The following is a 20,513-nucleotide window of genomic DNA, read 5'->3' as shown; positions in this document are numbered from 1 at the left end:
AGCCTACCCGTGGACCCGCCGTCAGCCCGGAGCCTCACCGGTGTCGTGCCGCAGATCCTGGCCTCTCTCGAGGGGCGGGGCGAGTGGTTCCCGCCCGCCCGGTCGGCGATCGTGCTGCTGGTCGACGGTCTCGGCCGTGCGAACCTGACCGCCCGCGCCGGATACGCGCGCTTCCTCACCGGGCGGATGACCAAGAAGGATGCCGCCCGCACCGTCTTCCCCTCGACCACGGCGGTCGCGCTCGCGAGCCTGCTCACGGGGGAGACACCCGGCACGCATGGATTGGTCGGCTACCGCGCGCGCATCCCCGGCACGGATCGCGCGCCCAACCAGCTCAAGGGCTGGGAGACGGACGGACTCGACCCGTTGACCTGGCAGCGCTCGGTCCCGCTGCTCCAGCGCGAGGCAGAGGCGGGGCGGCCGTGCTTCGTCGTCTCGCAGCCGCGTTACGCCGGGACCGGGTTCACCGCCGCCCTGCAGCGGGGGGCCGAGTTCGTGGGTGCGGCCTCGATCTCCGAGCGTGTGGAACGTGCCGCGGACCTGGCACTCCGGCATCCCGGAGCCCTCGTCTACGCGTACGTCCCGGAATTGGACACCATCGCCCACGCCCGCGGGTGGGAGAGCGACGAGTGGGCCGCGGCTCTCGAGCGAGTGGACGGTGCGGCACGCGATCTGGATGCCGCCATCGGCTCCCACGCCGCGGCGGTTCTCACCGCCGATCACGGCATCGTCGACGTCCCCCGCCATCGCCAGGTCCTCCTGCGTGACGGCGACCCGCTCGTCGAGAACGTGACCATCGTCGCGGGCGAGCCGCGCATGCTCCACCTCTACACGGAGGACGGACGCGCGGACGAGGTCCTGGAGCGGTGGCGGGATGCCGAGTCCCCCCGCGCCTGGGTGATGTCACGCGACGAGGCGGTCGCCGCCGGACTGTTCGGCGCCTCGCCCGATCCCGAGGTCCTGCCGCGGATCGGCGATGTCCTCGTCGCCGCCCGGTCCGCCGTCGCGTACTACGACGACCGGGAGGCCGACAAGAAGCCGCAGAACATGATCGGGCAGCACGGCTCGCTCACCGATCAGGAGCGGGTCGTCCCGCTCGTGCGGCTCGGGGCCTTCGGCTGAGGTCAGCCGTCCTCGGTGCGTGCGCCGAAAACGATCTCGTCCCACGAGGGCATCGACGTACGACCCCGCCGACGCGTCTGCTCGGTGGCCGGTTCCGCCGCGACTTCGGGCTGGGAACTCTCCGGCTCGGCGGGCGCCGGCTCGTCGGCGGGCTCGGGTGCGTCGAAGAGGGCGACGGGGGTGGAGGTGCGCTCCTCCCCGTGCTCACCCGGCATCGGCTCGCGCTGGCCGCGGCGGCGGCGCAGCGCTTCGAGGAGGTCCGCCGTCTCCGCAGACGTCACGGGTGCGTCGGGCGCACGCTTGATGGCGGCCTGCTGCACAGCGGCGGACGAGGAGGGACGCGGCTCGGGCGATTCGAGGTCGGCGTCGGGTTCGGAGAGCGCACGGGGACCGAATGCACCACTGTCGAAGCGGGAGGCATCCTTCTGCGGCGCGGAGTCGAGAGCACGCAAGCGGGGGATGAGACCTTCGGGCAACGAGCCCTGACGCGACAGCTGGGTCGCGTCGGAGTTCTGCGGCGCGAGGGACGATCGGCGCGGATCGAACGACCAGCGGGCGTCGTGCTCGACTTCCCCGACGGTGAACTCGAGCTTCACGGTCCAGCCGTTCTGGTCCTTCCAGCTCGTCCAGCGCTCGCCCGTGGCGCCGGCTTCGGTGAGCTTCGCGCGGACGGCATTGCCGAAGGTCGGCTGCGCCCCGGGGTCGAGCTCGCCCCCGATCAGCACGGTCACGGCCAGCGCCTGACCCACGATGTGCTCGCGTTCGGCCAAGACCGGTCCTTCGAAGCGCTGAACGTCTTCGACGCGCACACCGAGCAGCTGAGCCACATCCTCGGCCGTCATGCCGGCACGGATGTGAGCCTGGATGTCGCGGGGGTTCGGGCGGGTGGTGCGGGGCTCGGCGTCCCGCTGCAGGCGGCGCAGGTGGGTGCGCAGCGCCTCGTCGACGGCGAGCGAGAAGCGGTCGCCGGCGTCGGTCGCGAGCATGAGGCGACCGTCCTCGGTGCCGATCACTTTGAGCTGTTCCATGCGGACGTCCTCCAGATCCAGCGTGTGCGTTCATGCTGTCACGGAGCAGGCCCGGCGGCGGGAATATCCGGGGCGCGCCGCGAGTTTGCGGTGTGGCACCCCCGAAAGGCAGCTACGGCCCGGCGGCTCATTTGCGATTCACCGTGAGGTGATGCAAACTATGGCCGCCCGAACGGGCCGCACCCCACAGCACCACCCCGAAAGTTGAGACGTTCTCGAATGGCCACGGATTACGACGCCCCCCGCAAGACCGAAGACGACAGCGAGTCGATCGAGGCTCTCAAGGAACGCGTCCCGGACAAGATGTCCGGCTCGGTCGACGTCGAGGACTCTGACAACCCGAGCGGGTTCGAGCTCCCCGGCGCAGACCTCTCCGACGTCGACCTCGACGTCGTCGTCCTCCCTCCTCAGGAGGATGAATTCACCTGCGTCGAGTGCTTCCTCGTGAAGCACCGGACCCAGATCGACCACCAGACCTCGATCGGTGCCATCTGCACCGAGTGCGCCGCGTAAGCAGCGCCGACCTTCCTCGGCGTCAGCCGCGGAGACCTAGCGACCCCGCTGCGCGCGGGTGATGATCGCCGCCACCCGATCGGGTGTGCGCGACGAGAACACCCAGCGTGCCGCGGGGTCGTCGTCGTCTGAGACGGGAACGCGGACGACGCCGTCGATACCGCCGCGGAGGACGTGCCAATCGTCCCCGCGCAGGCCGCCGCCTCGCGCCGTGCGGGCGTCGTCCCCGGTGAGGAACTCGGCTTCGCCCAGATCGGACACCGCGATGTGGGCGCGCCCCACGTACAGGACCCCGTCACGGACGGCGATCACGGGCGCGGCGAGGATGAGCGCCGAGACGAGGATGACTCCGACGGCCAGTCCGATGACGAGGGCGAGCGTCGTGTCGATCGGCGAGAACACCACGGCTGCCATCGGGGCGCACACCGCTGCGCTCACCAGGAGCCACAGGGACGGGCTCAACCGCTCGCGGTAGGAAGCGGGGACGGGGCGGTCGGTGTTGTGCATTAGCCTCGGGGGGTGATGGATACCGTGGACGTTCCCATTATCTCGGCTCATGTGCCCGTCTACGCGCACCCCGGGGATGCAGGCGCCGACCTCGTCTCGACCGAGCAGGTGCGGCTGGCTCCCGGCCAGCGCGCCCTCATCGGCACCGGAGTGCGCATCGCGCTTCCCGACGGCTACGTCGCCTTCGTCGTCCCCCGCAGCGGTCTGGCCGCCAAACACGGCATCACCGTCGTCAACTCCCCGGGCACGGTCGACGCCGGATACCGGGGTGAGATCAAGGTGACGCTGCTGAACACGGATGCCGCCGAGGCGTTCGACATCGCACCGGGCGATCGGATCGCCCAACTCATCGTGATGCCCGTCTCGCGGGCGACATTCCTCCCCGTCGACGCGCTTCCCGACAGTGTGCGCGGTGACGGGGGATTCGGATCCACCGGCTACACGACAGGAACAACCGCATGAGCGACGAGCTCGCCCCCAAGTCGGCACCGAGCGATCGTGCCGCCAACGGCCCCTTCGACGAGGCGGAAGCCAATCCCGTCCGCCCCTACATCGATCTCGGCGGCGTGAAGGTCCTGCCCCGGGAGGGGCTGAACCTCCGGCTCGAGGTCGAGGAGCAGACGAAGCGCATCGTCGCCGTGGGCTTGGACTACGCCGGCTCCACCCTGCAGGTGCAGCCGTTCGCCGCACCGCGCTCGAGCGGCCTGTGGGAGGAGACGCGAGAGCAGATCCGTCAGCAGGTCCGTCAGCAGGGCGGACGCGTCGAGGAGCGCGAAGGTCCTCTGGGACCCGAGCTGCTCGCCGAGGTCCCCGTCGCCGGCGCGGACGGCGCGGCCGGTAAGCGGCTCGCACGGTTCGTGGGCGTCGACGGCCCCCGGTGGTTCCTGCGCGGTGTGATCGGCGGAGCCGCCGCCGGTGACATCACGGCTGCCGAGCAGGTCGAAGACCTCTTCCGATCGATCGTCGTGGTGCGCGGGACGACGCCGATGCCTCCGCGGGACCTCATCCCTCTCAAGATGCCCGCGACGCCCGGCAGCGCGTGAGCATGGCCCAGGACCGACCCGGCGAGCCGTCGGTCGATCGACCGGACCTCGTCCCGCCCTCAGCGGGCGAACCGACGGCATCCGACCTCATCGGTCAGGCCCTCGGAGGCGCCGCGAAACGTGCCGGACTCGATCCGACCGACGACGCCACGACCGGACACGTCGTGTGGCGGGCGATGGGCGGATGGCGGGGGATCGGCGAGTCCGTCCTCCCGGGGCTCGTGTTCGTCGTCCTCTACACGGTCACCGGTCAGGACCTCGTGCTCTCGCTCGTGGCATCGGTGGGGTTGGCGGCCGTCTTCACGATCATCCGCCTGGTTCAGCGGTCTCCCGTTGCGGCGGCCTTCGGCGGGCTGATCGCGACGGGCGCCGCCGCAGCGCTCGCGCTGTTCACGGGTCGGGGCGTCGACAATTTCGTCCCCGGGCTGATCACGAACGCGGCGTACGGGACAGGGCTCCTCGTCTCGGCGCTGATCGGGTGGTCGCTCATCGGCGTCGCTGCGGGGTTCCTCATGAACGAGGGCACCGCGTGGCGGGCAGACCGACGCAAGCGCCGGGTGTTCTTCTGGCTGACGATCGCGTGGGCCGCGCTGTTCTTCGCGCGTCTCGCGGTGCAGCTGCCGCTGTACCTCACGGATCAGACGGCGGCACTCGGCACTCTGAAGCTCATCATGGGCCTGCCGCTGTTCGCGCCGATGGTCGCGGTGACCTGGCTCGCCGTCCGTGCGCTCTATCCGCCGCGCGCCGCGTCGACCGAGGAAGCCGCAGCAGAACGCCCCTGACCGGTCCGACGGCTGGTTGACTGGCCGTATGGACGCCGTCCCGATGTTCCCGCTCGGGAGTGTGCTGTTCCCGCACGCGCCGCTCGTCCTTCGGATCTTCGAACCGCGCTACCTGACGATGCTCGGGAGACTGCTCGAGCACGAGGACCCGGAGTTCGGCGTCGTCCTGATCGAGCGCGGACGAGAAGCCGGCGGGGGAGAGGAACGCTCCTCCCTCGGCACGATGGCCAGGATCGTCCAGGTCGAAGCGGGAAGCGCCGACCTCTTCGTGATCGCCGTCGGCGGAGATCGCATCACGGTAGACCGCTGGGGTCTCGACGACCCGCATCCGATCGCCGACGTGACGCCCCTGGAGCCGCTGGCCTGGGACGAGGAGCTGGCACCGCTGCGGCGCGAAGCGGAGCGGGTGGTCCGCCGTGTCGCCACGCTCGCTTCGGTGCTCGGGGAAGCGCGGTGGGATCCCGATACGGAGGTGTCGGACGACCCCGTCGAGTCGAGCTGGCAGCTCGCCGCGATCGCACCCCTCGGCGAGTACGACCAGTTCCGTCTGCTCGGCGCCACGAGCCTGCGCGATCTCCTCACGTTGCTGGTCAGGCTGTGTCTCGACGAGGAGCCGGTGCTCGTCGCGCGCGCTGCGGACGAGGTCGATCCGGACGAGGAGAGCGGCGCCTGAGGCAGCGGCATCCGCCCGCGTAGAGTATCTTGATATCAAGATAAATTTCGCCCGCCTGGGTAAGGCGGACCTCACTAGTCACCGGGACCAGGCAGGGCGAAGATGGGAGGGCCGGCTCACGCCGCGCCCGCCGACGAAGGAGAGCACACGTGTCCACAGTTGACAGCTTCGGTGCCAAGAGCACACTCACAGTCGGCGACACCGACTACGAGATCTTCCGCATCGACACCGTTCCCGGTTTCGAGAAGCTTCCGTACAGCCTCAAGATCCTCCTTGAGAACCTGCTTCGCACCGAGGACGGCGCGAACGTCACCAAGGAGCAGATCGAGGCCCTCGGTAACTGGAACCCCGATGCCGAGCCCAACACCGAGATCCAGTTCACGCCGGCGCGCGTGGTCATGCAGGACTTCACCGGTGTCCCCTGCATCGTCGACCTCGCCACGATGCGCGAGGCCGTCACCGCCCTCGGCGGCGATCCGAGCAAGATCAACCCGCTGTCGCCGGCCGAGATGGTCATCGACCACTCGGTCATCGCCGACCTCTTCGGATCCGAGAACGCCCTCGAGCGCAACGTCGAGATCGAGTACGAGCGCAACGGTGAGCGCTACCAGTTCCTGCGCTGGGGTCAAACCGCCTTCGACGACTTCAAGGTCGTCCCCCCGGGGACCGGCATCGTCCACCAGGTGAACATCGAGCACCTCGCCAAGGTCATCTACGACCGCCCGGTAGACGGCGTCCTGCGCGCCTACCCCGACACCTGCGTCGGCACCGACTCGCACACCACGATGGTCAACGGCCTGGGCGTGCTCGGCTGGGGCGTCGGCGGTATCGAGGCCGAGGCCGCCATGCTCGGCCAGCCGGTCTCCATGCTCATCCCACGCGTCGTCGGCTTCAAGCTCACCGGTGAGATCCCCGCCGGCGTGACCGCGACGGACGTCGTCCTCACGATCACCGACATGCTCCGCAAGCACGGCGTGGTCGGCAAGTTCGTCGAGTTCTACGGCGAGGGCGTCGCCCAGGTGCCGCTGGCCAACCGCGCCACCATCGGCAACATGAGCCCCGAGTTCGGTTCGACCGCCGCGATGTTCCCGGTCGACGACGTGACCCTCGACTACCTGCGCCTCACGGGACGCGACGAGCAGACCGTCGCCCTCGTCGAGGCGTACGCCAAGGCTCAGTCGCTGTGGCACGACGCCTCCCGCGAGCTCAGCTTCAGCGAGTTCATGGAGCTCGACCTGTCGACGGTCGTCCCCTCCATCGCCGGCCCGAAGCGTCCGCAGGACCGCATTCTGCTCTCCGAGGCGAAGAACCAGTTCGAGAAGGACATCCTCAACTACGCGGATGCCGCGGCTGAGGACTCCGTCGAGATCGAAGGCACCTTCCCCGCGTCAGACCCGGGTTCCGCTCCGGGCGTCGAGCACGAGACCGTCTCGGCCGAGGGCGTCTCGCACCAGCACGAGCACGAGCACGTCCCCTCGATGATCTCGAGCGGTGCCCGCCACGCGGCATCCAAGCCGGTCAAGGTCACGACTCCCGACGGGCAGTCCTACCTCCTCGACAACGGTGCGGTCACCCTCGCGGCCATCACCTCGTGCACCAACACGTCGAACCCGTCGGTCATGATCGCGGCGGGCCTCCTCGCCAAGAAGGCCGTCGACAAGGGCCTGAAGCGCAAGCCGTGGGTCAAGACGACGCTCGGACCCGGCTCGAAGGTCGTCACCGACTACTACGAGAAGTCCGGTCTCGACAAGGCGCTCGAGGGCCTCGACTTCTACACCGTCGGCTACGGCTGCACGATCTGCATCGGCAACTCGGGTCCGCTCATCGAGGAGGTGTCGGCGGCGATCAACGAGAACGACCTCGCCGTCACCGCCGTCCTCTCGGGCAACCGCAACTTCGAGGGCCGCATCAGCCCCGATGTGAAGATGAACTACCTGGCCTCGCCGCCGCTGGTCGTCGCCTACGCTCTCGCCGGGTCGATGAACTTCGACTTCGAGACCGATGCGCTCGGCAAGGACGCGGACGGCAACGACGTGTTCCTGAAGGACATCTGGCCCTCGCCCGACGAGGTCCAGGAGGTCATCGACCACTCCATCTCGCGCGAGCAGTTCATCAAGCAGTACTCGACCGTCTTCGACGGCGACGAGCGCTGGCAGAACCTGCCCACGCCCACCGGCCCCATCTTCGAATGGGACGAGGATTCGACGTACGTCCGCAAGGCACCGTACTTCGACGGCATGGAGAGCACGCCGGCACCCGTCACCGACATCTCCGGTGCGCGCGTCATGGCGACCCTGGGCGACTCGGTCACGACCGACCACATCAGCCCGGCCGGCAACATCAAGGCCGGCACCCCGGCGGCTCAGTACCTCACCGAGCACGGTGTGGCACAGAAGGACTTCAACTCCTACGGCTCGCGTCGCGGAAACCACGAGGTCATGATCCGCGGCACGTTCGCGAACATCCGCCTGAAGAACGAGATCGTCGCCGCGGTCAACGACGGCAAGGTCGTCGAGGGCGGTTTCACCCGCGACTTCACCCAGCCCGGCGGACCGCAGTCGTACATCTACGACGCGAGCCAGAACTACCAGGCGCAGGGCACCCCGCTCGTCGTCTTCGGCGGCAAGGAGTACGGCTCCGGTTCGTCGCGTGACTGGGCGGCCAAGGGCACGAGCCTGCTTGGCGTCAAGGCGGTCATCACCGAGAGCTTCGAGCGCATCCACCGCTCGAACCTCATCGGCATGGGCGTCGTCCCGCTGCAGTTCCCCGCCGGGGAGAGCTGGAGCTCGCTCGGCCTCGACGGCACCGAGATCGTCTCGATCACGGGCCTCGAGCAGCTGAACGAGGGCGTCACGCCCAAGACGGTGAAGGTCGTCGCCGAGCCGAGCGAGTTCTCGCCGGAGGGCAAGCAGACGGTCGAGTTCGACGCGGTCGTCCGCATCGACACCCCCGGTGAGGCTGACTACTACCGCAACGGCGGCATCCTGCAGTACGTGCTGCGTTCGCTGGTCTGACCCGCGTGTCAAGAGGACCCCGGCTCCGCGTGGAGTCGGGGTCCTCTCGCATGCGGGCACGTAGACTCCTGTCATGAGTCTTCTCGAGGGAATTTCCGGTCCGCGTGACCTCGATCGGTTCTCGAGCGAGGAGCTTCACATCCTCGCCGATGAGATCCGGACCTTCCTCGTCGAGAACGTCTCGCGCACCGGTGGCCACCTCGGCCCGAACCTCGGTGTCGTCGAGTTGACGATCGCACTGCACCGCGTCTTCGACTCCCCGAACGACCCGATCATCTTCGACACCGGACACCAGTCCTACGTCCACAAGCTGCTCACCGGTCGTCAGGACTTCTCGAAGCTGCGCTCGCGCGGCGGTCTCGCCGGTTACCCGCAGCGCTCCGAGAGCCCGCACGATGTCGTCGAGTCCTCGCACGCGTCGAGCTCGTTGAGCTGGGCGGACGGCGTCTCGCGTGCCCTGACCGTCACCGGGCGCAAGGATCGTCACGTCGTCGCCGTCGTGGGTGACGGCTCGCTCACGGGCGGCATGACGTGGGAGGCGCTCAACAACATCTCCGACGACAACGATCGCAACCTCGTCATCGTCGTCAACGACAACGGTCGCTCGTACGCGCCGACCATCGGGGGCATGGCCCGCTACCTCAACCGCGTTCGCACGGCCGACAGCTACAAGACCCTGCGTCAGAGCTCCGCCCATGTCTCCCGGCTGCTGGGACCCATCGGCCGAGCGGTCTACCGCGGCGTCCGCGGCGGCACGCACGGCTTTCTCTCGCGCTTCACCAACAACGTGGCGCTGTACTCCAACCTCGACATCAAGTACCTCGGTCCCGTCGACGGGCACGACCTCGATGCCATGGAGGAGACGCTCCGTCTCGCGAAGCAGTACGGCGCTCCCGTCATCGTGCACGCCATCACCGACAAGGGGCGCGGGTTCGAGCCGGCGCGACGCGACGAGGCCGACCAGTTCCACGCCGTCGGGAAGATCGATCCCATCACGGGGGAGCCGATCGGGTCATCGGATGCCGTGGCCTGGACCGACGTCTTCTCCGAGGCGCTCGTAGCGGCGGGGGAGCGGCGCGACGACATCATCGCGATGACCGCCGCGATGCTGCGACCGACCGGCCTGCAGGAGTTCGCACAGAGGTTCCCGAAGCGCGTGTACGACGTCGGCATCGCCGAGCAGCACGCGGTCGCCTCGGCCGCAGGGCTCGCGTTCGGCGGTGTCCACCCGGTCGTGGCGATCTACGCCACGTTCATGAACCGGGCGTTCGACCAGGTCATGATGGATGTCGCGCTGCACAAGGCGGGCGTCACCTTCGTCCTCGACCGGTCGGGCGTGACCGGGCCCGACGGTCCGAGCCACCACGGCATCTGGGACCTCGCCATGCTGCAGCTCGTGCCCGGCATCCGGATCGCCGCGCCCCGCGACGCGGAGCGGCTTCGCGAACTCTTCGACGAGGCGGTCACCGTCGAGGACGCGCCCACCGTGGTGCGTTTTCCGAAGGGGTCCGTGCCGGATGCCCTCGATGCGATCGAGCGTCTGGCGGACGGCACGGACGTGCTGTACCGCAGCGGCGCCGAGGACGTCCTCATCGTCGGCATCGGCCCGATGGCGCACATGGCCGTCGAGGTCGCCGAGCGGCTCCGCGCCCAGGGCATCGGTTCGACGGTCATCGACCCTCGCTGGGCTGTTCCCATCCGCCCTGCCGTCGTCGAGCTCGCGGCATCCCATCGCCTGGTGATCACGATCGAGGACGGCATCCGCGTCGGCGGTGTCGGGACGCGCGTGCGTCAAGTGCTGCGCGAGGCGGGCGTCTCGACGGCCGTCGACGAGCTCGGCCTTCCGGACGAGTTCATCGACCACGCGACCCGCGAGCAGATCCTCGCCGATGCAGGCCTGACGGCCTCGAAGATCGCGCAGGACGTCGTGTCGCAGGTGCTCGGCACGCGCGTACCCGTCGCCCGCCAGTCGAGCGACGACGCCGTGTGGAGCTCGCAGGAGGTCGAACTCCGCGGCCCGACCGACGCGGCTTCCGACTGACCGCGTGACAGCATGGAGGGATGCAGACACGGCAGCATTCCGGCGATGAGAACCTGAGTCGAGAGGATGCCGCGGCCCGGGCATCCGTCATCGATCTCGACACGATCGAGGTCGACCTGGACGTCCGGTCGGCGTCCGACGCCTCCCGCGATGACTTCGCGACGCAGAGCACTCTGCGATTCCGCGCGTCGGCCGCCGAGACGTGGGTCGACTTCCTCGGCGTCGCCGTCGACGAGGTGGAGCTCAACGGTGCGCCGCAACCGGTCGAGTGGGACGGTGCCCGGATCCGCCTCTCGGGACTCGCCGAGGACAACACGGTCCGCATCCGCGCCCGTGGTCGGTACAGCCGGTCGGGTGAGGGTCTTCACCGCTTCACGGATCCCGTGGACGGGGCCGTGTATCTGTACACGCAGTACGAGCCTGCCGACAGCCGCCGCGTCTACCCGTGCTTCGAGCAGCCCGACCTGAAGGCGCGGTGGACCTTCCACATCACGGCGTCGGGTGACGGCGTCGTCCTGTCGGGCGGCGCCGAGACCTCTCGCCTCGACGTCGACGGCGGGGTCCGCGTGTCCTTCGCCGAGACGCCCCTGCTGTCGAGCTACGTCACCGCGGTCGCCGTCGGGCCGTACCACCGCGTCGACGGGGCCTGGACGGGGGAGCGGCAGAGCGTGGACCTCGGCGTCCTCTGCCGCGCCTCGCTCGCGGAGCACCTCGACGCGGACGAGATCCTCGACATCACCCGCCGAGGACTCGACTTCTTCACGGCGGCCTTCGACCAGGAATACCCGTGGGGTAAGTACGACCAGATCTTCGTCCCCGAGTACAACCTGGGGGCGATGGAGAACCCGGGTCTCGTCACCTTCACCGAGGCGTACGTCTTCCGCGGCGCGGCGACGGCCGCGCAACGCGAAGCGCGCTCCAACACGATCCTCCACGAGATGGCGCACATGTGGTTCGGCGACCTCGTCACGATGCGGTGGTGGGACGATCTGTGGCTCAAGGAGTCGTTCGCCGACTTCATGGGGACGCACGCGAACGTCGCGACAGGGCTGCACCCGGATGCCTGGGTCACGTTCGCGAGCCGGCGAAAGGGGTGGGCGTACGTCCAGGACCAGCTCCCCACGACGCATCCGATCGTCGCCGACATCCCCGATCTCGAGGCGGCCAAGCTGAACTTCGACGGCATCACCTACGCAAAGGGTGCGTCGGTTCTGAAGCAGCTCGTCGGGTTCGTCGGCGAGGAGGCCTTCTTCCGCGGTGCGCAGCGGTACTTCGCCGCCCACGCCTACGGCAACACGACGCTCGAGGATCTCCTCGTCGCGCTGGAGGAGGCATCGGGGCGCGACCTGCGATCGTGGAGCACGGCGTGGCTCGAGACGACCGGGCTGCCGACCCTCACCGTCGAACGCGGCCCTCTGGCCGTCGTGCAGGACGTCGCACGACCGCACGCGGTCCGCGTCGGTCTGTGGGACGACGAGGCGGGACGTCTCGTCGCGCGCGGCGATGTCGCCGTCGACCTGTTCGGTGAGCGCACCCTCGTCGACGCGCCCGTCCTTCCTGACACCGCCCTCGTGATCGCCAACGTCGACGACCGCTCCTATGCGAAGGTGCGGCTCGACGACCGGTCGCTCGCAGCCGTCACGGCGGGCCTGTCATCGATGCCCGACGCGGTCGCGCGCGGCGTCGTCTGGGCGGCCCTGTGGAACGCGGTGCGTGACGGGGATCTCGCGGCATCCGTCTATCTGGCGATCGCGGCGGATCACGCTTCCCGCGAATCGCACCCGGCGCTCCTGAGCGACGTCCTCGCCCACGCCGCCTTCGCGATCCGTCATTACGTGTCGGACGTCGAGCGGGCATCGGCCGCGTGGTTGGAGGGAGCATGGCGCGCCATGTCGGCGGCCGACGCCGGGTCCGACGCGCAGCTCATCTGGGCACGAGCAGTGGGTGCGGCCGCCGAACTGTCCGGGGACCGCGCGGCCGAGATGTCGGCGATTCTGGCAGGAGAGGCACCGGCACCGGCGGGTCTCCCGCTCGACCCCGATCTCCGGTGGGGATGGCTCTTCGGTCTCGCGGCGTCCGGCCACGCGGACGCCGCGCGCGTCGACGCCGAAGCGGAGCGGGATGCGACCGCCTCGGGCCGCACGGCGCGTCTGGCGGCGCTCGCGGCGCGGCCGGAGGCATCCGTCCGTCGCGACGCGTGGCGGGCGGCGTGGGAGGACGAGACGCTGACCAACGACCACCTCGATGCCACCATCCGTGGCGCGCGGGCGGGGGAGAGCCGTGATCTCGTCGCGGAGTTCGACGCCCCGTACTTCGAGCGGATCCTCCCGGCATGGCGCACTCGCAGCATCGAGATCGCCGCGCGTCTCGTGCGGGGCCTCTTCCCGGCCACGGACGACACCGCGGCGGTGGACGCATGGCTCGACGCCCACGCCGATGCACCCGGCTCGCTCCGGCGCATCGTGATCGAGCAGCGTGATCACCTCGCGCGCGATCTCCGGGTCCGTGCGGCCCAGGCGCAGCTCACTCGGCCCTGACGAACGCGAACGGCCCCCGGGGACACACCCCGGGGGCCGTACGCGTTCCTGGGTCCGTCAGGCGATGCCGCGGATCGGCGGGTGGTGGAACGTGTCGCCGAACACCCGGTCGCTCGCGCCCTCTCGGTCGAGGTACGGCGTCGCACCGCCGTCGATGAAGGGCCATCCTGCTCCGAGGATCAGGCACAGGTCGATGTCCTCGACCTCGGGCACGACGCCCTCGTCCAGCATGAGCTTGATCTCCTGCGCGAGGCCGTCCTGCACACGGCGGAGGATCTCTTCGGCGGATGCCGGTGTCGATCCCGTCGCCTTCTTCGCGACCTTCTCGGCGGCCTTCGTGAATCCGGTCACGCGGCCGCCCTTGTCCTTCTCGACGACCTCGTCCAACGCGGCGAGCTCGTGGAAGTTCTCGTTCGCATAGAACCGGTCGGGAAAAGCGCGGACCATCGTGTCCTGCACGTGGGCGGCGACCTTCCAGCCGACGAGGTCGATGAGCTGGAACGGTCCCATCGGCAGGCCGAGCGGCGCGAACGCCTTCTCGACGTCCGCGACGGGCGTGCCCTCGTAGACGGCGCGCGCGGCCTCGCCCATGACCTTGGCGAGCAGACGGTTCACGACGAATCCGGGCGCGTCGGCGGTGAGGACCGCGTTCTTGCCCAGCCCCCGGGCGACGACGAACGCCGTCGAGAGGGCGGCATCCGACGTCAGCGGAGTCTTCACGACCTCGATGAGCGGCATGACCGCGACCGGGTTGAAGAAGTGGAAGCCGACCAGGCGCTCGGGGTGAGCGAGCTTGGCGCCGATCTCCTCGACCGAGAGCGACGACGTGTTGGTCGCGAGGATCGCATCCTCCGCGACGACGGCCTCGATCTCGGCGAACACCGACTGCTTGACGCCGACCTCTTCGAAGACCGCCTCGATGACGAAGTCGCAGTCGGCATAGGCCGACTTGTCGGTCGTCCCGGTCACGAGGGCGCGCAGCTTGTTGGCGGTGTCGCCGTCGAGCCGGCCCTTCGCCTCGAGCGTGCCGATCTCGTCGTGGATGTAGGCGACGCCCTTGTCGACGCGCGCCTGATCGAGGTCAGTGATCAGCACGGGCACCTGGAGCTTGCGCACGAACAGAAGGGCGAACTGGCTGGCCATGAGCCCCGCGCCGATGACGCCGACCTTCGTGACCTTCTTCGCGAGCGCCTTGTCGGGCGCGCCGACGGGACGCTTCGCCCGCTTCTGCACCAGATCGAACGCGTACATGGATGCCGCGAACTGGTCGCCCGTGACGAGCGAGGCGAGCGCGTCGTCCTCACGCGCGAACCCTTCGGCCTTCGTGCCGCTCTTGGCCTTGTCGAGCAGGTCGAGCGCGACGTAGGGGGAGCGCGGGACCGTGCCGATCTTCGACTCGAGCATGCCGCGGGCCATCTTGATCGCGATGGGCCACTTAGTGAGCCGCTCGATCTTGCCGGGGGCGTTCTTGCGCTCGACCTTGATCGTGCCGCCGAGGACGCCGTCGGCCCACCGCAGTGACGACTCGAGGTAGCTCGACGCCGGGAAGATCGCGTCCATGATCCCGAGGTCGAAGGCCTGCTGCGGCTTCAGGACGCGGTTCTGCTTCAGCGGGTTGGAGACGACGACCTCGAGCGCGTTCTCGATGCCGATCAGGTTCGGCAGGAGGTACGCGCCGCCCCAGCCGGGGATGATTCCGAGGAAGACCTCCGGCAGCGCGATCGCGGCGGCGGAGGCATCCACCGTCCGGTACGTCGAGTTCAGCGCGATCTCGAGCCCGCCGCCCAGGGCGAGCCCGTTCACGAAGGCGAACGACGGCACGCCGAGATCCGACAGCTTGCCGAGGACGTGGTGACCGAGCTGGGCGATCAGTCGCGCGTTCTCGACGGAGCCGACATTGCTGACCTCGCTGAGGTCGGCGCCGGCGGCGAGGATGTACTGCTTGCCCGTGATGCCGACGGCCTGGATCTCGCCGGCGCGCGCCCGAGCGGCGAGCGTGTCGAGGGTGGCGCCCAGGGCGGTCAACGTCGCGGGCCCCAGCGTGTTGGGACGGGTGTGATCACGGCCGTTGTCCAGCGTGATCAGGGCGAGCACCCTGCCGCTGGCGAGGGTCACGTCGCGCACCGGCGAGTTCGTCACGACCTCGGTGTCGGAGAGGGCGAGCAGGGGCGAGAAGTCGATCTGGTCGTAGGTGGTCATCGTCGGCGGCCTCACTTCTTCTTCTTGCCGTTGTAGTGCGGGTTCTCCCAGATGACGGAGCCGCCCTGGCCGAGTCCCACGCACATGGCCGTGAGGCCGTAACGCACGTCGGGGCGCTCGGCGAAGTGGGCCGCCAGCTGGATCATGAGGCGGACGCCGGATGCCGCGAGCGGGTGCCCGAGCGCGATGGCACCGCCCCACGGGTTGACCCGCGGGTCGTCGTCGGCGATGCCGAAGTGGTCGAGGAGCGAGATGACCTGGACGGCGAACGCCTCGTTCAGTTCGAAGAGGCCGATGTCGTCGATCGTCAGGCCCGCCTTCTTCAGGGCCTTCTCCGTCGAGGGGATGGGGCCGATGCCCATGATCTCGGGCTGCACGCCCGCGAACGCGAACGAGACGAGCCGCATCTTGGGGGCGAGCCCCAGCTCCTTGACGGCACTGCTGCCGGCGAGCAGCGACATCGTCGCCCCGTCGGTGAGCGGCGACGAGGTGCCGGCCGTGACCCGTCCGTGCGGACGGAACGGCGTCTTCAGCGCGGCGAGGTCAGCCATCGTCGTCTGCGGACGACGCCCCTCGTCCTCGGTCGCGAGTCCCCATGCGCCTGCGGCATCCTTCACCGCGACGGAGACCAGATCGGGCTGGAACTTGCCGGCCTCGTAGGCGGCCTGCGCCTTGTGCTGGCTGAGCATGCCGAAGCGGTCGGAGCGCTCCTTGGTGAGCTGCGGGTAGCGGTCGAAGATGCGCTCGGCCGTGACGCCCATGTTCAGCGCGCCGGGGTCGACCATCTTCTCTGCGACGAAGCGCGGGTTCGGGTCGGCGTTGCCGCCGATCGGGTAGTGCCCCATGTGCTCGACGCCGCCGGCGAGGGCGACGTCGTACATCCCGACACCGATGGATGCCGCCATGGTGGTCACGCTCGTCATGGCGCCGGCGCACATGCGGTCGATGGCGAAGCCGGGGACCGTCTGGGGGAGGCCTGCGAGGATCGCGACCGATCGGCCGAGCGTCAGCCCCTGCTCGCCGGTCTGGCTGGTGGCGGCGATCGCGACATCGTCGACGCGCTCGGCGGGAACGCCGGGGTTCCGCTCCATCAGACCGATCGTCGCCTTGACGGCGAGGTCATCGGCGCGGGTGTTCCAATACATGCCCTTTTCGCCGGCACGCCCGAACGGGGTGCGCATTCCGTCGACGAAATAGACGTCCGAAAGCTCGGCCACATTGCCTCCAAAGATTGGGTTCCCACCCAGCCTAGAGAGGCGCTCCGACCGTGAAAATCGGTTGGTTCGAACCTACGAAGCGGGTTCGGACGGTTCGTCGGGGCTCTGCACGGAATCCACAAAGGCGGCGGCGATCACCTGTGCGGTCTGTTCAATCTGCCAGGTCCGGGCGCCGAGGGTGAGGAGGGCCTCACCTACTGATTCCGCGGTGATCTCCGCGGGAGGATTCCACGCGACCCGACGCAGGAGATCGGGCGTCAGGAGGTTCTCGGTCGGCATGTGCAGCTCTTCGGCGCGCGCCTCGACGACAGGTTTGGCGGCCTTCAGACGTGCGTCCGCGGCGGGGTTGCGGTCCGCCCACGCGCGCGGCGGGGGCATCCCGTCACCCGGGCCGCGCTCGGAGGGGAGCGCGGGGTCGGCCCGTCCCGCCTCGATGGCCGCCCACCAGCGATCCAGCTGATTGCGGCTCGCGCGACCCGTGAACTCCTTGACCCGTGCGAGGTCCTGTTTCGTCGCGGGGTCGGCGATGACGGCGGCGACGAGGGAGCGGTCGGGAACCAAACGGCCCGGAGACACATCCTCCTCCCGCGCATACTCCTCGCGCGCCGTCCAGAGGGCACGGGCTACCGCCAGGGCGCGACGACCGCGGACGGTGTGCAGTCCGCTGAGACGACGCCACGGCTCCTCGCGTGCGGGCTTGGGTGCGCGCGTGCGGACGGCCTCGAACTCCTCCTGGGCGAATCCGGTCTTCTCCTGCTCGTCGAGCTCAGCTGCGAGGGCATCGCGCACATCGATGAGGTGCAGCACGTCGAGGGCCGCGTACTCCAGCCATCCCTGGGGCAGAGGGCGCGTCGACCAGTCCGCAGCGGAGTGCGCCTTGGCGAGGGTGATCCCGAGCGTCTGCTCCACCACGGCGCCGAGGCCGACGCGTTCATGGCCGAGAAGCCGGGCGGCGAGCTCCGTGTCGAAGATCCGGGGCGGCTCGAGACCTGCCTCGCGGAGGGACGGCAGATCCTGGCTCGCGGCGTGGAGCACCCACTCTTCGTCGCCGATCGCTGCCTGCAGCGCCGACAGGTCGCCGATCGCGGGCGGATCGAAGAGATAGACCTCGCTCCCGCGACGGTAGACCTGGATGAGATAGGCGCGCTGCGAGTACCGGAACCCGGACGCCCGCTCCACGTCGACCGCGACCGGACCGTGCCCGGCCGCCAGGCGCGACGCTGCGGCCGCCGCCGTCTCCTGATCGGCGATGACCTCGTATTCAGCCACGTGTACTCCGCTGCCCGCCGAACACGGCGATGTTCTCCGAGCCCGGGGGGAGGCCTGCCAACATGCAGACCAACTCACCCCAGGCATCCATATGACTGGCGAGGTCCCCCTCGGGGGACCACGAAGCGCGGAGCTCGATCTGCGCGCCGTCGCCCTCCGCGGCCAGCGTTCCGAATCCCTTCGAGAGGGTCTTCGTCGCTGTGCCGGATGCCGCGTGGAACGTCGCTCCACGTGCGGCGAGGGCGTCGACCAGCCAAGACCAGGCTACGTCGGCCAGAAGGGGGTCGGTGCCGATCTCGGGTTCGAGCGGTGCCTGCGCGAAGCAGACGATCCGCCACGGTCCGCCCCAGGCATCCGGTTCGGACGCGTCGTGGAGGATCACGATGCGTCCGGTGCCGTAAGGGGATTCGCCGTCGTCGTCGGGACGCACGTCACCGGCGAACGCGATGGCATCGGGAGCCAGCGAGGAGGGGGCGGCGATCTCGCGCACCACGAAGTCGTCGCGGAAGCCCAGCGCGCGGAGCTCGTCGCTGACGGCGGGGAAATCCGGCGTCGCGGACGGAGGTTCGGTCACGGCGACAGACTAGAGTGAGGGCACCATGATGGCTTCCAGGCGCGCCGCTCCCGACGTCGCCCGGCAAGGAACCGTCATCGCCCTCCGAGGCACGGTGGTCGCACTCGCGACCGCGTTCGTGAGTGCGACGGGGCTTCTGGCGCTCCTCGCCGGAGGCGTCGCCCGGAGAGTGGTGACCCCGTCGGCACGCGTCCCCGACACGACGATCATCGACGTCGACACCGCGGCGCAGACGATCACCCTCTCGCGCTCGGACGACACGGTCCTCCCGGGCCGCTACGGCCTCTTCACAACCGGGACGCAGAGCTACATCAAGCTCGGCACGGTGCTCTCCGCACGCGGCGAGACGGTGACGCGCAAGCTGCTGACCCAGATCGACGAGTCCGACAGTCTGGCATCGGCCGCCGCCTTCAGCGGGTGGTACTTCTCCGACCCCGCCGAGCTCCACCTCCCCTTCGAGCGCGTGGAGGTCGGAACAGCGCTCGGCGTCTGTCCTGCGTGGGTGTTCCCCGGCGCTGCGTCCGAGGATGCCGCCCCAACCGAAGACGTGTGGGCGGTCCACATCCACGGTCGAGGCACGACGCGCGCCGAGACGCTGCGTGGCGTGCCGCTGTTCCATGCGGCGGGGATCACATCGATCCTGGCCTCCTACCGGAACGACCCCGACGCTCCCCGGAGCAGAGGGGGCACGTCGGCCCTCGGGGCGACGGAGTGGCGCGACGTCGATCGCGCGATCGGCTACGCCCGTCGGGCCGGAGCCCGACGCATCGTGTTGGTCGGGTGGTCCATGGGCGGCGCCATCGCGATGCAGCTCGCGGTCAACTCCGCTCACCGCGACCTGATCGGCGGGGTCGTCCTCGATTCCCCCGTCGTGGACTGGCGCCAAGTGCTCAGCCACCACGCGGCCCTCAGCGGCATCCCTCGTCCGCTGACCCGAGTGGCCCTCGATGCTCTGACTCGTCGGTGGGCGTCCCCGCTGACCGGCGCCGCCGACCCGATCTCCTGGGACCGTCTCGACGTTCTCGCCCAGGCCCGAGATCTCGTGACGCCGACGCTGATCCTGCACAGCGACGGAGACGACTTCGTCCCCGCGCAGGCTTCGCGGGATCTCCGCGACCTGCGCCCCGACCTCATCGAGCTCGAGGAGTTCGAGGGTGCCCGCCACACGAAGCTGTGGAACTACGACGAGGAGCGCTGGACGAGCCGCATCCGCGAATGGCTCGACGCGCGAGGGCTCAGCGTCGCCGGAGCCGCAGGTAGCTGAAGCCGTCGTCGTCGACGAGGACGCCGGCCGGCCACGTATCGATCGGTCGACGAAGGGGCAGGAACGGCCCGGCCGTGGGAACCAGATGCGGCGCGGCGGTGACGCAGTACTCGTCGATCAGGTCGTCCGCTGCGAACTGGGCCGCCAGGGTGGGGCCGCCCTCGCACACGATGTGCCGCAGCCCTCGCTCGATGAGCGATGACAGGATGCCGGTGGCCGACATCCGTCCCTCGCTCGCCGCGACGGGCACCACGGTGACACCGTGGGCAGCCGGGGGCGGCTCCGCGCCCTCGGGCATGACGAGCAGCACCTGGTCGTCGGGGCCGTCCGGATCCGGGTCGAGGCGGTGACCGGCAAGGTCTCCGGAGCCGGTGATCACCGCCAGTCGCGAGCGACGGGGGAGCAGGTAGCCCTCTGCCCGCACGGTCTCGGCGCCGACGATGATCGCATCGGCGCTGGCGCGGATGACGCCCAGGATCGCCCGGTCAGCGCGGTTGGTGAGCGTGTCGCTCGTGCCGTCGGGCCCGACCGCGGATCCCGTCAGGGACGTGATCATGTTGAGCCGGACCCAGTTCTCCTGAGCGGGCGCGTACCGATCGGCGATCCAGCGACGGCCGTCCGGACTCGCGGCATCCACTCGCTCCCCGGATGACGGCAACACCTCTGTGACCCACACCCGGCCATCCTCGCACGCGGCGAGGGCGCCTGCCCGGGTGACTAGGCTTGACGG

17 protein-coding genes are annotated in these 20,513 nt (G+C 69.5%); 10 read left to right on the top strand and 7 right to left on the bottom strand.

The genetic code is table 11. The annotated features are described in order from the left end of the window. Positions 1-9 precede the first annotated feature (9 nt). On the top strand, positions 10-1,122 hold the full coding sequence (locus MRBLMI1x_RS12160) for an alkaline phosphatase family protein (RefSeq protein ID WP_363459408.1): 1,113 nt from the start codon (positions 10-12) through the stop codon (positions 1,120-1,122). Positions 1,123-1,124: 2 nt separating this feature from the next. On the opposite strand, the gene sepH is transcribed toward MRBLMI1x_RS12160, so the two are convergent. Continuing rightward, positions 1,125-2,150, bottom strand: a complete 1,026-nt coding sequence (gene sepH, locus MRBLMI1x_RS12155) for a septation protein SepH (protein WP_363459010.1) — start codon at positions 2,148-2,150, stop codon at positions 1,125-1,127. Positions 2,151-2,369: 219 nt separating this feature from the next. Between sepH and MRBLMI1x_RS12150 the strand changes: the two genes are divergently transcribed. Next, positions 2,370-2,663, top strand: coding sequence for a DUF4193 domain-containing protein (locus MRBLMI1x_RS12150; RefSeq protein ID WP_018186686.1), 294 nt, complete (start codon positions 2,370-2,372; stop codon positions 2,661-2,663). A gap of 36 nt (positions 2,664-2,699) precedes the next feature. Here the strand turns inward: MRBLMI1x_RS12150 and MRBLMI1x_RS12145 are convergent, their stop codons facing one another. After that, positions 2,700-3,170, bottom strand: a complete 471-nt coding sequence (locus MRBLMI1x_RS12145) for a DUF3093 domain-containing protein (RefSeq protein WP_363459008.1) — start codon at positions 3,168-3,170, stop codon at positions 2,700-2,702. Positions 3,171-3,182: 12 nt separating this feature from the next. Between MRBLMI1x_RS12145 and dut the strand changes: the two genes are divergently transcribed. The 7 genes from dut (at position 3,183) to pepN (ending at position 13,260) form a co-directional block, all read left to right on the top strand. Next, on the top strand, positions 3,183-3,632 hold the full coding sequence (gene dut / locus MRBLMI1x_RS12140) for a dUTP diphosphatase (protein ID WP_026302850.1): 450 nt from the start codon (positions 3,183-3,185) through the stop codon (positions 3,630-3,632). Continuing rightward, the gene (locus MRBLMI1x_RS12135) at positions 3,629-4,213 is read left to right on the top strand and encodes a DUF3710 domain-containing protein (RefSeq protein WP_018186689.1); all 585 of its coding nucleotides are present in this window, start codon (positions 3,629-3,631) and stop codon (positions 4,211-4,213) included. The genes dut and MRBLMI1x_RS12135 overlap by 4 nt, the downstream gene beginning before the upstream one ends. Before the next feature lie 2 nt (positions 4,214-4,215). Continuing rightward, positions 4,216-4,995, top strand: a complete 780-nt coding sequence (locus MRBLMI1x_RS12130; RefSeq protein ID WP_363459005.1) for a DUF3159 domain-containing protein — start codon at positions 4,216-4,218, stop codon at positions 4,993-4,995. A gap of 28 nt (positions 4,996-5,023) precedes the next feature. Then, a complete protein-coding gene (locus MRBLMI1x_RS12125; RefSeq protein WP_018186691.1) occupies positions 5,024-5,668 on the top strand; it encodes an LON peptidase substrate-binding domain-containing protein in 645 nt (214 codons plus the stop codon). A 149-nt stretch (positions 5,669-5,817) separates the two neighbouring features. After that, entirely contained in the window at positions 5,818-8,682 is a 2,865-nt protein-coding gene (locus tag MRBLMI1x_RS12120) for an aconitate hydratase (protein WP_018186692.1), read from the top strand. Positions 8,683-8,755: 73 nt separating this feature from the next. Further along, a complete protein-coding gene (dxs, locus tag MRBLMI1x_RS12115) occupies positions 8,756-10,723 on the top strand; it encodes a 1-deoxy-D-xylulose-5-phosphate synthase (RefSeq protein ID WP_018186693.1) in 1,968 nt (655 codons plus the stop codon). A 20-nt stretch (positions 10,724-10,743) separates the two neighbouring features. Then, positions 10,744-13,260 (top strand): aminopeptidase N, encoded by a 2,517-nt coding sequence (pepN, locus tag MRBLMI1x_RS12110; protein ID WP_363459003.1) that lies wholly within the window; start codon positions 10,744-10,746, stop codon positions 13,258-13,260. Between the two features lie 57 nt (positions 13,261-13,317). Here the strand turns inward: pepN and MRBLMI1x_RS12105 are convergent, their stop codons facing one another. From MRBLMI1x_RS12105 to MRBLMI1x_RS12090, 4 genes are all read right to left on the bottom strand, one after another. After that, positions 13,318-15,459 (bottom strand): 3-hydroxyacyl-CoA dehydrogenase NAD-binding domain-containing protein, encoded by a 2,142-nt coding sequence (locus MRBLMI1x_RS12105; RefSeq protein WP_363459001.1) that lies wholly within the window; start codon positions 15,457-15,459, stop codon positions 13,318-13,320. 11 nt (positions 15,460-15,470) lie between these two features. After that, positions 15,471-16,676, bottom strand: coding sequence for a thiolase family protein (locus tag MRBLMI1x_RS12100; RefSeq protein WP_336123609.1), 1,206 nt, complete (start codon positions 16,674-16,676; stop codon positions 15,471-15,473). A 72-nt stretch (positions 16,677-16,748) separates the two neighbouring features. Further along, the gene (locus MRBLMI1x_RS12095) at positions 16,749-17,945 is read right to left on the bottom strand and encodes a ribonuclease D (protein WP_018186697.1); all 1,197 of its coding nucleotides are present in this window, start codon (positions 17,943-17,945) and stop codon (positions 16,749-16,751) included. After that, positions 17,938-18,519, bottom strand: coding sequence for a DUF3000 domain-containing protein (locus MRBLMI1x_RS12090; RefSeq protein WP_363458998.1), 582 nt, complete (start codon positions 18,517-18,519; stop codon positions 17,938-17,940). The genes MRBLMI1x_RS12095 and MRBLMI1x_RS12090 overlap by 8 nt, the downstream gene beginning before the upstream one ends. A 25-nt stretch (positions 18,520-18,544) precedes the next feature. Between MRBLMI1x_RS12090 and MRBLMI1x_RS12085 the strand changes: the two genes are divergently transcribed. Further along, entirely contained in the window at positions 18,545-19,783 is a 1,239-nt protein-coding gene (locus MRBLMI1x_RS12085) for an alpha/beta hydrolase (protein WP_414685612.1), read from the top strand. Here MRBLMI1x_RS12085 and MRBLMI1x_RS12080 read toward each other — a convergent pair. Continuing rightward, the gene (locus MRBLMI1x_RS12080; RefSeq protein WP_256335388.1) at positions 19,755-20,459 is read right to left on the bottom strand and encodes a dihydrofolate reductase family protein; all 705 of its coding nucleotides are present in this window, start codon (positions 20,457-20,459) and stop codon (positions 19,755-19,757) included. The genes MRBLMI1x_RS12085 and MRBLMI1x_RS12080 overlap by 29 nt on opposite strands. Between the last annotated feature and the right edge of the window lie 54 nt (positions 20,460-20,513).

This window comes from Microbacterium sp. LMI1x-1-1.1 (assembly GCF_040676205.1).
GTDB classification, from domain to species: Bacteria; Actinomycetota; Actinomycetes; order Actinomycetales; family Microbacteriaceae; genus Microbacterium; species Microbacterium aquilitoris.
This window is presented reverse-complemented; position numbering and strand designations above follow the sequence as displayed.

Bases quoted from the DNA above. Each gene is read 5' to 3' on its own strand.
- sepH (WP_363459010.1), bottom strand. From the start codon at position 2,150: ATGGAACAGCTCAAAGTGATCGGCACCGAGGACGGTCGCCTCATGCTC.
- MRBLMI1x_RS12105 (WP_363459001.1), bottom strand. From the start codon at position 15,459: ATGACCACCTACGACCAGATCGACTTCTCGCCCCTGCTCGCCCTCTCC.
- MRBLMI1x_RS12085 (WP_414685612.1), top strand. From the start codon at position 18,545: ATGATGGCTTCCAGGCGCGCCGCTCCCGACGTCGCCCGGCAAGGAACC.
- MRBLMI1x_RS12130 (WP_363459005.1), top strand. From the start codon at position 4,216: ATGGCCCAGGACCGACCCGGCGAGCCGTCGGTCGATCGACCGGACCTC.
- MRBLMI1x_RS12145 (WP_363459008.1), bottom strand. From the start codon at position 3,170: ATGCACAACACCGACCGCCCCGTCCCCGCTTCCTACCGCGAGCGGTTG.
- dxs (WP_018186693.1), top strand. From the start codon at position 8,756: ATGAGTCTTCTCGAGGGAATTTCCGGTCCGCGTGACCTCGATCGGTTC.
- MRBLMI1x_RS12135 (WP_018186689.1), top strand. From the start codon at position 3,629: ATGAGCGACGAGCTCGCCCCCAAGTCGGCACCGAGCGATCGTGCCGCC.
- MRBLMI1x_RS12125 (WP_018186691.1), top strand. From the start codon at position 5,024: ATGGACGCCGTCCCGATGTTCCCGCTCGGGAGTGTGCTGTTCCCGCAC.
- pepN (WP_363459003.1), top strand. From the start codon at position 10,744: ATGCAGACACGGCAGCATTCCGGCGATGAGAACCTGAGTCGAGAGGAT.
- MRBLMI1x_RS12150 (WP_018186686.1), top strand. From the start codon at position 2,370: ATGGCCACGGATTACGACGCCCCCCGCAAGACCGAAGACGACAGCGAG.